The sequence below is a fragment of the Sorangium sp. So ce887 genome (genome assembly GCF_051521455.1).
Lineage (GTDB): Bacteria > Myxococcota_A > Polyangia > Polyangiales > Polyangiaceae > Sorangium.
Genome location: NZ_CP150354.1, coordinates 10,198,702 through 10,213,092 on the forward strand (window position 1 = coordinate 10,198,702; position 14,391 = coordinate 10,213,092).

13 protein-coding genes are annotated in these 14,391 nt (G+C 72.1%); 10 read left to right on the forward strand and 3 right to left on the reverse strand.

All coding sequences use genetic code 11. The features are described 5' to 3' along the window. The first annotated feature begins 104 nt into the window (after positions 1–104). From WMF36_RS38130 to WMF36_RS38155, 6 genes are read left to right on the forward strand one after another with little or no spacing between them, the layout of a single operon-like run. Complete coding sequence (locus WMF36_RS38130) at positions 105–416, forward strand: 2Fe-2S iron-sulfur cluster-binding protein (protein ID WP_437575746.1); 312 nt, start codon at positions 105–107, stop codon at positions 414–416. Between the two features lie 32 nt (positions 417–448). Further along, complete coding sequence (locus WMF36_RS38135; RefSeq protein WP_437575747.1) at positions 449–616, forward strand: hypothetical protein; 168 nt, start codon at positions 449–451, stop codon at positions 614–616. A 4-nt stretch (positions 617–620) separates the two neighbouring features. After that, positions 621–1,133 carry a thiamine pyrophosphate-binding protein gene (locus tag WMF36_RS38140; RefSeq protein WP_437575748.1) on the forward strand — a complete coding sequence of 171 codons (513 nt, stop codon included), beginning with the start codon at positions 621–623 and terminating at the stop codon, positions 1,131–1,133. Next, complete coding sequence (locus WMF36_RS38145) at positions 1,130–1,693, forward strand: thiamine pyrophosphate-dependent enzyme (RefSeq protein WP_437575749.1); 564 nt, start codon at positions 1,130–1,132, stop codon at positions 1,691–1,693. The genes WMF36_RS38140 and WMF36_RS38145 overlap by 4 nt, the downstream gene beginning before the upstream one ends. Continuing rightward, positions 1,690–1,872, forward strand: a complete 183-nt coding sequence (locus WMF36_RS38150) for a hypothetical protein (protein WP_437575750.1) — start codon at positions 1,690–1,692, stop codon at positions 1,870–1,872. The genes WMF36_RS38145 and WMF36_RS38150 overlap by 4 nt, the downstream gene beginning before the upstream one ends. A 53-nt stretch (positions 1,873–1,925) precedes the next feature. Beyond that, the gene (locus WMF36_RS38155; RefSeq protein WP_437575751.1) at positions 1,926–2,294 is read left to right on the forward strand and encodes a PDZ domain-containing protein; all 369 of its coding nucleotides are present in this window, start codon (positions 1,926–1,928) and stop codon (positions 2,292–2,294) included. Positions 2,295–2,310: 16 nt separating this feature from the next. Here WMF36_RS38155 and WMF36_RS38160 read toward each other — a convergent pair whose 3' ends face one another. After that, the gene (locus WMF36_RS38160; protein WP_437575752.1) at positions 2,311–2,706 is read right to left on the reverse strand and encodes a YbjN domain-containing protein; all 396 of its coding nucleotides are present in this window, start codon (positions 2,704–2,706) and stop codon (positions 2,311–2,313) included. Between the two features lie 342 nt (positions 2,707–3,048). Between WMF36_RS38160 and metK the strand changes: the two genes are divergently transcribed. Next, positions 3,049–4,296, forward strand: a complete 1,248-nt coding sequence (gene metK, locus WMF36_RS38165) for a methionine adenosyltransferase (RefSeq protein WP_437481392.1) — start codon at positions 3,049–3,051, stop codon at positions 4,294–4,296. 343 nt (positions 4,297–4,639) lie between these two features. After that, positions 4,640–5,944 carry a hypothetical protein gene (locus WMF36_RS38170; protein ID WP_437575753.1) on the forward strand — a complete coding sequence of 435 codons (1,305 nt, stop codon included), beginning with the start codon at positions 4,640–4,642 and terminating at the stop codon, positions 5,942–5,944. 81 nt (positions 5,945–6,025) lie between these two features. On the opposite strand, the gene WMF36_RS38175 is transcribed toward WMF36_RS38170, so the two are convergent. Continuing rightward, positions 6,026–6,661: a phenylalanine--tRNA ligase beta subunit-related protein gene (locus WMF36_RS38175; protein ID WP_437575754.1), complete on the reverse strand. Its 636-nt coding sequence runs from the start codon at positions 6,659–6,661 to the stop codon at positions 6,026–6,028. A 268-nt stretch (positions 6,662–6,929) separates the two neighbouring features. On the opposite strand from WMF36_RS38175, the gene WMF36_RS38180 reads away from it, so the two are divergent. Together WMF36_RS38180 and WMF36_RS38185 are read left to right on the forward strand one after the other, a co-directional pair. After that, positions 6,930–9,578: an O-antigen ligase family protein gene (locus WMF36_RS38180; RefSeq protein ID WP_437575755.1), complete on the forward strand. Its 2,649-nt coding sequence runs from the start codon at positions 6,930–6,932 to the stop codon at positions 9,576–9,578. A 59-nt stretch (positions 9,579–9,637) separates the two neighbouring features. Beyond that, a complete protein-coding gene (locus tag WMF36_RS38185; protein ID WP_437575756.1) occupies positions 9,638–10,903 on the forward strand; it encodes a hypothetical protein in 1,266 nt (421 codons plus the stop codon). A 47-nt stretch (positions 10,904–10,950) separates the two neighbouring features. Here the strand turns inward: WMF36_RS38185 and WMF36_RS38190 are convergent, their stop codons facing one another. Continuing rightward, positions 10,951–14,388, reverse strand: coding sequence for an FG-GAP-like repeat-containing protein (locus WMF36_RS38190; protein WP_437575757.1), 3,438 nt, complete (start codon positions 14,386–14,388; stop codon positions 10,951–10,953). Between the last annotated feature and the right edge of the window lie 3 nt (positions 14,389–14,391).

Below are 14,391 nucleotides of genomic sequence, written 5' to 3' on the forward strand. Positions count from 1 at the left end.
TGGAGACGCCCGCGAAAATGCGCTCTCGGCGCCAGCGCCGGGAGCCGACGCGCCCCCGCCGCTCGGGCGGTGGCCCCGCGGTCACGGTGCAGGAGGAAGCGGCGATGCCCACGGTCGTGTTCGAGGCCAGCGCGCTCGGTCCCGCCGTCTCCGCGGAGGCGGGGGCGGGCAGGCTCATCGATGTCTGCGACGACGCGCGCGCTCCGGTCGTGTTCTCGTGCCGCGACGCGCGCTGCGCCACCTGCCGCGTCGAGGTCGTCGAGGGGGAGCAGCACCTCGAGCCGCCCACGCGCGGCGAGCGCGATCGGCTCGAGCGCCTCGGCGCCCCGCCGCGCCTCCGCCTCGCCTGCCAGGCGGTGCTCCGCGCCGGCCCGGGGCTGGTCCGGTTGCGCGGCGTGATCGACGGCGACGGCTGAAGCTGCCCCGGCATTGGCGGGGCTGGCCAACGGTGTTAAGGCAGCAACAGCCACGGCAGCGCCGTCAACGGAGCTTCACCGACCTGCTCCAGGAGCTCGACCGCGGCGCGGACGTGCAGGGGATCGACGTCACCCAGGGGTGGCTCGAGGTCGACTCGTTCGAGGACTACCGTCGCGCCTGGGCGCTCATCAAGGAGTGAGCTGATGTCTCACGGTTCAGGCAGATCGTACGCGCCCGAGCTCGTCGCCGCGCTCAAGGAGGCGGGGTTCGACTTCTTCGCGGGCGTGCCCTGCTCGCTCCTGAAGGGCCTCGCCTCGCTGCTCGACGGCGACAAGGGCGCCCGCTACATCTCGGCGACCCGCGAGGACAGCGCGATCGGGATGGCCGTCGGCGCCTGGCTCGGCGGCCGGCTGCCGATGGTCCTGATGCAGAGCTCCGGGCTCGGCGTCTCGGTGAACGCGCTGGCCTCGCTGAGCACGATGTACGAGGTGCCCACGCTCCTCGTCATCTCCTGGCGCGGCGAGGGCGGCAACGACGAACCGGAGCACGTCATGATGGGCGAGATCATGCTTCCCCTGCTCGATCTCATGAAGATCCCCCACCGCGTGCTCTGCGCCAGCGAGCCGATGGGGCCGCAGGTGCGGTGGGCGAAGGACGTCATGCTCTCCACGAGGCGGCCGGCGGCGCTCATCGTCCCGGCGGGGGTGCTCGAATGAACAAGCTCGAAGCGCTCGCGGTGTTCACGGCGGCGGTCGGGGAGGACGACCTCGTGGTCTGCTGCAACGGCATGATCGGCCGCGAGCTCTACGCGACGCGGGACCGGCCCTCGAATTTCTACATGATCGGGTCGATGGAGCTCGGCCTGTCGATCGGCCTCGGCCTCGCGCTCGCGCAGCCGCGCAAGCGGGTCTTCGTGCTCGACGGCGACAGCAACGTCCTCATGGGCATGAACGCCCTCGCCAGCGTCGGGAGCGAGCGGCCAGCGAACCTCCTGCACGTCGTCCTCGCCAACCGCCCCCACGCCTCGACGGGCGGGCAGCGGACGATCTCGGGCGACGTGAAGCTCGAGTCCGTCGCCAGCGCCGTCGGTTACCGCGCCACGCACCGCGCCGACTCCGTCGAGTCGCTCGACGCGTCGCTGCGGGCCGCGCTCGTGCAGCCGGGCCCGGTCATGGTCCTCGCCCTCGTCGAGGGCGGCGCCGTGAAGGGCATCGGCCGCGTCGCGGAGACGCCGCCGGAGCTCGCCGCCCGGTTCGCGGCCGAAGCGCGCCGATGAGGGCGCTCCTGCTCGCCGCCGGCCGCGGCGGGCGCATCGGCCGGGACGCGCCCAGGTCGCGGAAGGTCGAGCTCGTCAAGGACCCGCGATTCGTTCACGGGAGCATCCTTATCGCCCAGAGCGCGACGCTGAAGCGCGTGAGCGGCGATGTCTCCTCCCGGATCAGCTGCTTTATCTGATCTGCGCTGGTCGAGGGGCGTACGGGAGGCCCCGGGGGCGCTATGGTGTCGCCGTGGCAAGCAGATCCTGGAGCGCGGCGCTCCTCCTCATGGCCGCCGGTTGCACCGCCAGCGTGGGATCCATCGGGGCCGTCCTGGGGAGAGACAACGAGTCGCAGGCGCTCTACGTGCGCGACGTGCCGCGAGGGCTCGCCGCCGAGCGGGCCGGGCTGCTCCCGGGCGACGAGCTCGTGATGATCGATGGCGTCTACGTCCGGGATCTCTCGTCGGCCCAGCTGCGCGATCGGCTCCGCGGCGCCGTCGGGAGCGCCGTCGAGATCACGGTCGTGCGCGGGGGCGACGTGCGGCGCGTCCGGGTCGTGCGCAGCGAGCTGAAGGCGCACGAGGGGCTCAAGCCGAGAGAAGAGCAGATCGTGCCATGACGCGCCGGCGGGCGCCTCATGGCGCGGCGAGCTCCAAGAGCTCGGCATAGTGCTTGTTCGCATAGAAGGAGAGCACGTCGACGGCGTCGCGCACCTCGCTCGGATCGAGGTCCTGGAGGCGATACTCGACACTGAGGATCACGTCGCCCTCCTCGTCGGCCGAGAGCTTGGCCATGTTGATCTCGCGGTTCAGCTGGAGGAGGCGCCGCACGATCGCGTCGCCCTCCTCGAGATCCATCGGGAGCCGCACGAACGGGATCACCGCGAAGACGACGAAGGGAGGTGAGAGCCGCACGAACAGAGGGAAGGACCGCTCGGCCCCCTGGAAGTCGCTGCGCAGCGTGTCGGTGGACACGACCTCCACAGCCCAGCCTTCACGCTCGAGGCAGGTCTTGATCTCGTCGAACGTCATGCGTGGCATCATAGCCGCTGGAGACGCGCCTCCGGGAGTGCGCAGGACGGGAAGCGGGAGGCGGACGCGCCGCGATCGCCCGATCTCGCGGGCCGCCCGGCGAGATCCCCGTCGGCGGCGCAGCTCCTTCGTCTGGCGCCGGCCACGGAGGCGCGCCGGCAGGCCACGTGCTGCCCAGGCAGCAGCGCGCGCCGACATCGCGCTCGGGCCGCGCGGGCCGGCCCAGCCGGCAGCGCGTCCGGCCGGCGCTTTTGTCCCCGACCGGCCGCGGCCCGCGTTGACGGTTCCCCGCGCTCGAACTATGCGAGAGATCCGTTTTCGAGCCCGCCGAAGGAGCGATTCATGCGCCGTTACCAGTTCACTTCCGAGTCCGTCACCGAAGGTCACCCCGACAAGGTGTGCGACCAGATCTCCGACGCGATTCTCGATGGCATCATCGAGAAGGATCCGACGGCCCGCGTCGCCTGCGAGACCCTGGTGAAGACGGGCATGGCCGTCGTGGCCGGCGAGATCACGACCTCGGCGTGGGTCGATATGCCGGTCGTCGTGCGCAGCACAATCAAGGACATCGGCTACACCGACGCCTCGATGGGCTTCGACTACGAGACTTGCGCGGTGCTCACGGCGATCGAGAAGCAGTCGCCCGATATCTCCCGCGGGGTCACCGAGGGCGAGGGCCTCTTCAAGGAGCAGGGCGCCGGCGATCAGGGGCTCATGTTCGGCTTCGCGACGGACGAGACGCCGGAGCTGATGCCCGCCCCGATCACCTATGCCCACCGCCTCGCCCGGAAGCTCGCCGATCTCCGCAAGTCGAAGAAGCTCGATTGGCTGCGCCCCGACGGCAAGACCCAGGTCACGATCGAGTACGAGGAGTACACGCCCATCCGCGTGAGCGCCGTCGTCGTGTCGACGCAGCACAGCCCCGAGGTCAAGCACAAGACGATCGTCGACGCCGTGCGGAGCATGATCATCGAGAAGAGCATCCCGGCGAAGCTGATGGATCGGAACACGAAGGTGTACGTGAACCCGACCGGCCGCTTCGTGGTCGGCGGCCCGTTCGGCGACGCCGGCCTCACCGGCCGCAAGATCATCGTCGACACCTACGGCGGCATGGGCCGGCACGGCGGCGGCGCCTTCAGCGGCAAGGACCCGACGAAGGTCGATCGCTCCGCCTGCTACTACGCGCGCTATGTCGCGAAGAACGTCGTCGCGTCCAAGCTCGCCTCGCGCTGCGAGGTGCAGATCGCCTACGCCATCGGCGTCGCGCAGCCGGTCGGCGTGCACATCAACACCTTCGGCACCGGCCGCGTAGGTGACGAGGTGCTCGAGAAGTACATCATGCAGAACTTCGACATGCGGCCGAAGGCGATCATCGAGCAGCTCGACCTGCTGAAGCCCATCTACCGCAAGACGGCGGCGTACGGTCACTTCGGGCGCGACGAGTTCAGCTGGGAGAAGACGACCCGCGCCGCCAAGATGGCCGAGGATCTGCTGCGCCCGACGCTCTCCGCGGTGCCCGTGACCGTGAACGGCTCCGGCAAGAAGGAGTCGAAGCGCAAGAGCAAGAAGGAAGTGGGCGCCCAGGCCTGATCGTCCAGAACGTCCCGCCCGGCGCAGGTGGCGCGGGGCAGCAAGTTCTGGCGGCCCACGTCCCTCGCGGGGACAGAGAGCGCCGGCGCTGTAAAAGCGCCGGCGCTCTCTGCTTTGTCGACGATCTGTCGCTGCGGCTCGCCTCCCCTGAAACGCGCTGGACGCTGGCGCCTGTCCCGGGAGCCGCTGCCACGATGTGCGAATCCGACTCACAAAAAAGCACCGCGCTTCGCCGGGATGGGCTGACTGTTGCTGCGGCTTCTGCTGATAAAATCATCGTCGACTCCCGTATCGCCGGCTCGCCCTGAACCGCCCTGGTTCCATGCGACCTCGAGGAGCACCGATGACACGTTGGTTGAATTTCTTGAGCTTCATGACCGCGGCGGGATGCATGGGCGTGGCCTGCACCGGGAACATCGGACCGGTGGGCGGCCTCGCCGCTGGCGGGGAGGGCGGCGCCGGGAGCACCTCGGGCGCCGACGTGATACCGCCGCCCGCGACGACCGACGCGGTGACCACCACCACGGGGCCTGAGGGCGCGGGGGCAGCCGGGGGCGCGGACTGCGGCGGCTCGCCGGACGACGACGCGGACGACGACGGCTTCACGGAGAGCCTCGGCGACTGCGACGACTGCAACGCGCTGGTCAACCCGGCGGCGCTGGAGCTCGCGACGGTCGGCGGCGAAGGGGGCGCCGCGCCGGAGCCTGTCGACGACGACTGCGACGGCTTCGCCGACAACGTGCCCGCGCCGTGCGACGACGGGATCGCGATCGACGACGAGGATCCGCTCAACGCCGCAAGGGCGGCCGAGCTGTGCAAGATGTCGTCCGGGCCCGGCGACTGGGGGGTGGTCTCGGCCGCCTGGGTCATGGTCGACGGCGCGCCGCCCCCGGAAGGGGAGGAGCAGCGCGCCAACTTCCACCTCGGGCACGGTATCCTGCCCGGGTTCGGGCGCAACGTCCCGCCGAAGGCAGGCGCGCGGCTGCTCGCCCTCTCGAGCGGCACGGCGCGGCAGCAGGACGACGAGGGCTTCGAGAGCCCGGTGGGGTTCAACAAGAAGTACGAGGGCGAGTTCCCCCAGGGCTTCCCGAAGGACCCGCATGGCTGCGAGGGTCTCGTGCCCGCGAAGCCGTCCGACCCGACCGCCATCGAGATCACGATCCGGGTCCCGTCGAACGTCCGCGGCTTCGCGTTCAACAGCTATTATCTCACCTACGACTGGCCGCGTGCCTGCAACGATTTCAACGATTACTTCGTCGCCCTCCTCACGCCGCGGCCAGCCAACCTCATCGATGGGCACATCCTCTTCGACGACAAGAAGAACGCGATGAGCATCAACAACACCCTGATCGACGTCTGTGCCTGCGAGGGCGGCCCGCCCTGCGATCTCGACGTCCGGGTGTACGCGTGCACGAGCGGGACGAGCCAGCTGCTCGGGACGGGGTTCGAGAGCCGCGCTGGGACGGGCTGGCTCGTCACCTCGGCGCCCGTGGAGCCGAACCAGGAGATCAAGATCCGGTGGGGAGCGTACGACGCCGGCGATCACGAGCTCGATTCGACCGGGCTCGTCGACAACTGGGTGTGGCTCACCGAGAAGGACGAGACCGTGGTCACGACGCCCGTCGATCGGCCTGCGCCGGCGCCGTAGGGCGCCTCGCGCCGGCGGCGCGCCGCTCGCCGAGCGCGACGGCGTGCGCGCTGGCTGAGCAGCCCGCGCGTTCCGGGCGGCTCAGGCCGCGACCGGCGCGTCCGAGGTCGCGGCGCCGACGCCGGCGAGCAGCTCCCTGTACCAGGCGGCCGCTTCCGCCGCGCGGCCCGGCAGCGCGCGGCTGCCCCAGAGGACCGAGAGCGTGCGCGTCGTCCCGGCGTGCGTCTTCGTTCGCTGCGAGTCCTTCACGGCGTTGGCGCACGGGCCTTCTGCATCGAAGACGCAGAGGAGCCCCTCGACGTCGATCTCCTGCCCCGAGGCGTTGAACACGTAGCGGGCGCCGGCGGGCGCGACGTCGATGCGGAGCGGGGGCCTTGCGCGGTCGAGATCGATCACGCTGATGGGCAGCCCGGTGTGCAGCGACACGGCGTTGCACGCGTCCACGGCCGCGTTGATGGTCGCCAGCGAGCCCGCCTCGGCGGCGCGGATGAGGTACTCGGAGGCCGGCTTGCCCCGGCCGGTCGGCTTGTAGCCGCCGTGCCGGAGCAGATCGCGGACCGCCGACCGCACGGCGTCGTCCGAGCGGAACGGGGCCGAGGCCTTGTCGGACAGGAGGCCGCGGAGCGCGTCGCTCACCGGCAGCTCGCCGAGCGGCGCGGGGAACGTCGTGACGAAGGCGGCGGCTTCGAGCAGAGGATGTGCCGAGATCGTGAGCACGCGGCGCACTCTACACCAGCGGCGCGGCCGCGCGAGCGGCATCCGCGGCAGACGCGCGAGCGTCGATATCGGCGAGCTCCTCGCCAGAGGCGTAGCTGGGCGCGAACTCGATGAGTGCCTTGACCCACCCCTCCAGATCGTCAATCCCGGCAGCGCGCGCAGATCGAGCCCTTGAATGCCGTGGTCAATCTCGTCCGCTCGCGACGAAGATCGACTACCCTGGCGGGCCGTGGATCCGGACTACACACGCTCGAAGCCGAGGTCGCCCATGGAGCGCCGGCGCTCGGTGGGCGCCGCGGCGTGGGGCCGACCAGGAGGCGCCGCGGCGCCGCTCGCCGAGCGCGTGATCCCATGGCTGCTCGGGGCCGCCGTCGCCGGGTCCGTGCTCGCCATCGGCGCGGTCCATACGCCCACGCTGGCATGGGTATCCTCGGTCACAGCGATCGCTGCCGCGCTCTCTCTCCGCGCCGGCGCCCTCACCGACGGGCCGTCTTCTGTGAAAACGCTGCCGGTGCTCACGCTGCTCGGCTTGACCGCTTATACGCTGCTGCAGACCGCGCCCCTGCCGCTCGCATGGCTCGAGAGGCTCTCGCCGGCGAGCGCCGACGTCTGGTCGCGCGCCCTGATGCCGCTCGGCGAGGCGGCGCCGCGGTACGCCAGCATCTCGCTCGATCCAGGGGCGACGCTGGTCGAGGCCGTGAAATGGCTCACGTATGCTGGCATCTTCATCACCGCGGCGTTCGTCGGCGTCAGGCACGGCGCGAAGCTTGGAATCACCCTCGTCTTCGGCAGCGCGTTCCTCGCCGCGCTCACGACGATCGCCCACGGGCTGCTCGGCGCGACGAAGGTCTTTGGCCTGTATCAGCCGCGCTTCTCGGTCGCGTCGTGGCACATCGGGCCGCTGCTCAACCCGAACAACCTCGCCGGTTATCTGAACCTCGGAATCCTCTCCGGGGTCGGGCTGCTGCTCACGAGCAGGCCGCTCCTGCCGGCCTGGGTTGCCGGGGTCGGGCTCACCGCGATCGTGGGGGTCGGTATCATCGCGTCGTCCCGCGGAGGGCTGCTCGTGCTGCCGCTCGGCCTCGCCCTCTTCGCGCTGCTCTCGCGGCAGAGGCGCGGCAGGCGGCGCTCGGGCGCCCGCGCGCGGGGCCCGGCGACCTGGCTGCTGAGCGTAGCCATCGCCGGCGGCGCGGTGCTGGCCGCGCTCGCCGCCACGAACCGCACCCTCACGGAGATCGCGGACGATAACCTCGACAAGCTGTCGTTCTTCTACTCGACGCTCCCGCTGCTCGCGGATCACTGGCTCCTCGGCATCGGGCGCGGCGCCTTCGAGACGGGGTTCCCTGCTTACCGGCAGTCACCGGGGAACATCGTGTTCACGCACGCGGAAAACTTCGTGCTCCAGTGGGCGGCGGAGTGGGGCATTCCGGCCGCGGCGGCCGCGCTCGTCGCGCTCGGATTCGCGTTTCGCCCTGGCAAGCTCGCGTTGCGCGGGAGCACGGCGGCGCTGGCCGCGTGGGTCGGCTGCATGGTGCTCCTCCTCCAGAACCTGTTCGATCTCGGGCTCGAGGTGCCCGGTGTCACCATCGCGCTCGCGGCGACCCTGGGCTCGCTCTGGGGTGGGGCCCATCGCGAGCGCCCGCGGCGCGATGCTCCGGCAGACGAGCCCGTCGCCGGACGGTGGCGACCGTGGCAGGCGGCGGCGTGCGCCGCGGCCGCCGGGCTCACGCTCGTCGCGCTGATGGTGCGCTTCGGCTGGCGCGACGTCGACCACGACCGCCGGGCGTTGCGCGCTCTGAGCGACGCCGGCGCGGCGAGCGGCGCCGGCTGGCCGCGTTTCCGCGAGGAGCTCCGCGCGGCGATGCTCCGTCACCCCGCGGAGCCGTACTTCCCGTTGCTCGGCGCGGTCACCGTGCTGCAGGGCCGGAGCGAGACCCCGATCCCGTGGCTCCAGCGCACGCTCGAGCGCTCGCGCCGCCACGGGCGCGCCCACCTCCTGCTCGCGGAGGTGCTCGCGTCGCGCGGCGCCAAGGAGCAGGCGCTCCTGAGCCTCCGGCTCGCGGTGGAGGACGATCCCGACGTGGTCGGCGCGGCCGCGAGCCTCGCGCGGCAATGGACCCAGCGCTGGGACGAGCTGCTGCGGGCCGTGCCGGAGGGAAAGGCCGGGGTCGAGATGCTCGAGCGGATGGCGGCCGCGGGGGACCGCCGGGAAGAGCTGGATCTGCGCCTGCGCTGCGCGGAGGAAGCGATCGCGCGCGCTCCGACGCGCGTCGGCGCGCGCTGGGCCGCGGGCAACGCGCTGCTCGCGATGCTGGAGGATCCGAGCTCCGCCCGCTGCGGCGGCGCGGGAGGCGACGAAGCGCAGCGGGGCGTCTGCGAGCGGCAGATCGAGGCGCACGCGGCGGCGATTCAAGAGTCGAAGGGCGACTCGTTCTACGCGGTCCAGCTGCGGGCGCGGCTCCTCCTGCTGCGCAAGAAGAGCGCGGAGGCGGAGCTGCTGCTCGCGGGGAGCTGCGAGCGGCTCGACAACCGGCTCGGCTGTCTCCGCCTGCGGGTCGTCGCGGCGGCGCAGCTGGGCTCTTCCGAGCGGCTCCTCCCTGCGATCCGCGACCTGATGCTGGCGTCGTGCAGCTCCCACACGGCGTGCGCGTCGGCGGCGACCTGGGTCGGCGACCTGCTCGTCGCGCGCAAGGACTACTCGTCTGCCGTGACCTACTACGCGCGGGCGGCGCAGGACGAGCCGACGGAGGAGCGCCTCCTCAAGCTCGCCGACGCCGCGGGCGGGGCGGGCGCGCACGTCGAGGCGGCGGCCGCGCTGGAGCGCCTGCTGCAGCGCCGCGGCGGCCACGACGCCGAGCTGCGCAAGAGGATCCTCGACGAGCGGGCCAAGGCCCTGGCGCCTTCGCTCGCGCCGTAGGTAGACTGCGCGCCCCCTGTGGCCATGCGCGCCTCTGTCCGCCTCCAGCGAAGCGCCTTGTGAAGCTGTCGTCGTTGCCGCGCGCCCTGATGCACGGGGGCACAGGGGTCGCGTTCGCCGTCCTCCTGCCGCGCGCCGTCTCGCTCGCTGCCCAGTGGGTGCTCGCGCTCTCGGCCCAGCCCGCGGCGCTCGCCGCGCTCGCCAACTACACGTCGCGAGGGATGGTCGTCGTCTCGCTGGTCGCCGCCGGCCTCGCGCCCCTCCTGGCGCGCCGGACGCGCGCGCTCTCGACGAGGGCGGGCCGCGCGCTCGCCGGCGGCGCGCTCGCGATGATCGCCGCGATCGCCTTCAGCAGCACGCTCGCCCACGAGCTCGCCTTCGGGCTGGGCGGCACGGCGGGGCTCGTCACCGCGTTCTTCAGCGCGTGCACGCTGCTCGCCGCCGCCTCGCCCAGCATCTGGCCGCTCTTCCAGCGCGAGGGCCGATACCTTCAGGCGCTCGCGGTGCTCCTCGTCTTCTCGCCTGGCGCGTCCATGCTGGCCGCGCTGAGCGGCCGCCCCTGGGCCGTCGCGACGGCCATCGGGCTCGCCGGCGCCTCGCCCGCGCTGCTCCTGCTGCGTCCGACCCGGCTCCGGCGCGCTGCCCGTTATGCGATGCTCATCATCCGGCGCGCTGCCCCGCACTCCATCGCGAACTTCTCGACGGTGGTCGTCTATCCCATCTCGCTCAGCGTGAATCTGAAGTACATCGGCGAGCATCGGGTCGGGCAGCAGGTGCTCTACTGGTCCTTTGCCCTGGCCCTCACGAACGCCTCCCAGGCGTTCGCCGCGCGCGCCGTCGCGGGCGCGAGCGGATCGGGAGACGAGGCGACCTGGCACACGCGCGCCCTGCGCGCGTGGCTGCCGCCGGCGGTCGCGCTCTCGGCCGCCGGTGCGCTCATCTACGCGCTCTTTGCGATCCCGATCCCCTGGCTCCCTCATACGGGGGCTGCGCGTGACGCCATGACCGCGACGATGCTGGTCTCCGCGATGGGTCCGCTCATCACCGACGCCCTGTGCGTCTACTTCTCCGGCCCGCGTTCGCGCCGCGCGCTCCCCATCGGCAGCGTGCTGAGCAGCGCCTGTGTGGCCGGGTGCCTTCTCCTGGCGCCGGAGCCCCTGGTCCGGCATTTCGGCGTGTTTGGCCCGTCGGTGCTGGTCGGCGTGGCGCGCCTCGCCTTCGTGCTCGACGCGCCCATGCGACGGTACGCGCTCGGAGCGATGGTCCTGCTCATCGCCGCGTTCGCCGTCGCGCTGGCGCTCGGGCCGGGCGTGAGCCTCCGGTAACTCGCTGGGCACCGCTGGCCCGTGTCAGGCAGCTATCCACGTCGAGGCTAGGCTCGCGCGGTGCTTCCGCGGCGCGCCGCGCGGTGGCTCGCCGGAGCGGCCGCCGTGGCCCGGGCCCTGCCGAGGGCGAGGAGCGCGAGCGCGATGCCGCCGAGGCCGGCCGTCCACGAGGCGCCGGGTTGCCCGGGCGCCTCGGAGCAGACGCAGCCCCGGCCGTAGAGAAGCGTGTCCCCCGGCAGCGCCAGGTCAACGCCGCCCACGCCGACCCCGCCACCGCCGACCCCACCGGCCCCGGCCCCGGCCCCGGCCCCGCCAGCGCCGACCCCACCGACCCCGGCCCCACCGGCCCCGCCGATGCCGACCCCACCGGCCCCGTCTCCACCGGCGCCGCCTTCGCCCTGCGGCATGCGCACGATCACCCCGTCCGAGCTGCGATCCGGGGAGAGCCCGGCGGCGGAGACCGCGCGGACGCCGACGTAGTACTTCGCCCCGTCGAGGAGCGGCAGCCTGCTGATAGAGGCCTCGGTGACGTCGCCGACTTCCCGCCACGCCGGCGAGCTCACGTAGTTCCCCTCGCCGCCCACGACCGCCACCTGGTAGGACGTGGCCGTCGGGACCTTCGACCACGCCACGTACAGCGTGTCCCGGGTCTCGATCTCGTCGACGTCCTCGCTGGAGCCGCTCGTGCTCGGGTCGATCTCCCAGACGAAATCGGGGGCGGGCAGGTTCTCGTGCCGCAGGTTGTAGAGGTAGCCGTCCGCGACGCTCACGACAATGTCGTCATGGCCGTCGCCGTCGGTGTCCGCGAGGATCGGCGCGCCGACGGGCTCGCCGAAGGCATAGGACCACAGGAGGCGCTCCGAGCACGCGTCGACCGCGTAGAGAAAGCCGTTCGTGGAGCCGACCACGACGGTGGGGCCTGCGGCCGCGAGCCCGGTGAGGTTCTGCGAGATCGCGGCGTCGCCGAGCTGGCCCATGATCGCGCCCGCCTGCTCCGCCGCTTGCTCGTCGGCGAACGAGGCGTCGCCGGCGAGCACGACGAAGCTCGACCGGCCAGCGCCGGGGCCGTCGAGCTTGGTGAACGAGAGGCGCGCCGGGTGCACGAACGAGCCCTCGACGAGGAGGGGCCTCCCGTCGCACCTGGCGATCGCGCCGTGCGGGAACGGGCGGCTGCCCACGGGGCCCTTCCAGAGCGCGGCGCTCAGATCGTGCGGCAGCGTCCTCTCGGGGTGATACCCCCCTTGCAGCGTCATCTCGAGCCGCTCGTCTCCCGACACGTCGGCGAGGATCGGCATGAAATAGGGCAACCGCTCCGTGCCCTCGCGGAGGGCGCTGCCGTCTCGGCCCGACAGCACGCGGGCGGAGTTGATCGCCACGGCGACGTCCTCCGCCCCGTCTCCGTTCCAGTCGGCGATCGCGACGGCCTGGGTCCCGACCGAGGCGTTGATGTCATGCTTCCATCGCATCCCGCCGCTCCGATCGAGCGCGAGGATCTCGGTGCGATAGGTGGGATCGACCGTGAGCGCCACGAGCTCGGGCGCGCCGTCGCCGTCGAGGTCTCCGTGCAGCACGTCCCACGCGGGCGGCTTCTGCACCGCGGTCTCGCTCGTCTGTCTGCCGTTCGCGTCGAGCGCCACGACAGCGTACCTCGGCGGATCGACGAGCGGGTGCCGCCGCCTGAAGCACGCGAGGGTCGCCGGCGAGCGGTCGTCGGCGGGCCAGAGGGAGGCGCCGAACGCGTCGATGACGCGCCAGGCCGCCTTGGCCGGCGCGACATTGCTCGCGTCCTCGGACGCGATCCGGAGGAGATCACCCCGGCTGTCGACGACGACCACGCTGGCGGCCGCGTCTCCCGGCGACAGCTTCGCCGCGATCGGAGCGCGGCCGAAGTCCACGTACGCGCCGGGGCCTGTGCTGTAACTGCCAACGCGCAGGCCCGGCACGACCTCGCGCCCCTCGTGCATGAGGTTCGTCGGCGCGAGCGAGGCGTCGAGCAGCGCGACGAACCCGTCTTCGCGGGAGACCATGAGCCGCGGCGCCGCCGGAGACGTCGACGCCGGCACGTCGAGCGCCGCGACGCCGACGCCGAGGTCGACCCGGTAAACCGCGGCAGGCGAGGCCCCGGCCGCGCGCGTCTCGTAGGCGGTGAGCGCCACCGGCGCCGAGGTGGCTTCGAGCACGAGCTCACCGCGCCCGTCGCCGTCGAGATCCGGCGTGACCAGCGCCTGGCTGAGCCCCGTCTGCTGCGCTCGCCCCCAGTCGAGCCGCGTGCGGACGAGCTCCCCATCGAGCGACCAGAGCCGCTCGACGCGCTGTCCGGCTGCGCGGTTGAACCGGAACGCCGACACGCGGTCCTCGCGCGAGGTGATGATCCACTGCCCGACGCCGTCCTCCCCGGGGATCGCGCCCTGCGCGATCTCCTCGGGGAGGACGGCGAGCTCGGCGCCCGTGGCCGCGTCGAGCACGAGCGACGTCCACGCCTCGCCCGTCTTGCCGCTCGCCAGCACCTCGAGCGCGCCGTCGCCGTCGAGATCCCAGGCGAGGCGCGTCGGGGCCCGGGCGTCGCCGCCGTCGTTGGGGCTGAGCGTCTTTCGCCAGACGACGGCCAGCGATGGGCTCTCGCCCGGCCTGTACGCGAGCAGGGAGACCTCGCGCGCCCCCTCTACGCCGAACACCCGATTCTGAAAGCAGAGCGCTCGCTGGGGGCTCGAGGGGTCGCCCAAGGTCACGGCCTCGCACGACGCGCCGCCGAGGTGCGCTCCGACGATCGCGGACTCCGCGAAGACGTCCCCAGCCCCGGAGACAAATAACAGTCTGTCTTGAGAAGACACGAGAAGATCGGCTGTTCCGTTCCCGTCCCAGTCGCCCACGGTGTCGATCGAGGCGTTGCAGCGCGCGCGTTTCGGCGGGGAGGGCAGCCTCTCCACGGCGCTGAACCCCCTCGCGAAGCTGTAGATGACGCCCGGGCTGTCGGTCCGCACCGAGCAGCAGCCGCACTCGTCGAGGAACAGATCGAGGTGGCCGTCATCATTGAAGTCTGCGAGGCGCGCCGCGCCGAGCACGCCGAGCTCCGAAGCGTCCTCCATCCAGAGGATGACCCCGCTCGCCCCATCGAGCACGGCCGCCCCCGCGCCGGTCAAGACGATCACCTCGAGCAGGCCGTCTCCGTCGAGATCCTCGACGGCCTGCAGCGTCCGGAAGCCCAGCGAAGGGGTCCTCCAGCGGGTGAAGCCCTGCGGATCGGAGAGCGTCACGCGCCCTCCGGAGGCGAAGAGCACGTCGAGCTCGCCATCCTGGTTCACGTCGCCTGTGAACACGCTTCTGGACGAGAGCGCTCCGCCCAGGTACGAGCGCCAGTAGGGCGCCGGCTTGACGATATTGCTCGTGGACGGCGTGGCGCCCGTGCGCTGCGGGTCGTGACGGGCAGAAGGCCAGTCTGCGAACGCGTCATTCCCGGCGAAGAGGAGCGCGGAGCACGCTGCCATCGC

Excerpts from the sequence above, each read along its gene's own strand:
- WMF36_RS38130 (WP_437575746.1), top strand. The coding sequence starts at position 105 with ATGCCCACGGTCGTGTTCGAGGCCAGCGCGCTCGGTCCCGCCGTCTCC.
- WMF36_RS38140 (WP_437575748.1), top strand. The coding sequence starts at position 621 with ATGTCTCACGGTTCAGGCAGATCGTACGCGCCCGAGCTCGTCGCCGCG.
- WMF36_RS38145 (WP_437575749.1), top strand. The coding sequence starts at position 1,130 with ATGAACAAGCTCGAAGCGCTCGCGGTGTTCACGGCGGCGGTCGGGGAG.
- WMF36_RS38150 (WP_437575750.1), top strand. The coding sequence starts at position 1,690 with ATGAGGGCGCTCCTGCTCGCCGCCGGCCGCGGCGGGCGCATCGGCCGG.
- WMF36_RS38160 (WP_437575752.1), bottom strand. The coding sequence starts at position 2,706 with ATGACGTTCGACGAGATCAAGACCTGCCTCGAGCGTGAAGGCTGGGCT.
- metK (WP_437481392.1), top strand. The coding sequence starts at position 3,049 with ATGCGCCGTTACCAGTTCACTTCCGAGTCCGTCACCGAAGGTCACCCC.
- WMF36_RS38170 (WP_437575753.1), top strand. The coding sequence starts at position 4,640 with ATGACACGTTGGTTGAATTTCTTGAGCTTCATGACCGCGGCGGGATGC.
- WMF36_RS38180 (WP_437575755.1), top strand. The coding sequence starts at position 6,930 with ATGGAGCGCCGGCGCTCGGTGGGCGCCGCGGCGTGGGGCCGACCAGGA.
- WMF36_RS38190 (WP_437575757.1), bottom strand. The coding sequence starts at position 14,388 with ATGGCAGCGTGCTCCGCGCTCCTCTTCGCCGGGAATGACGCGTTCGCA.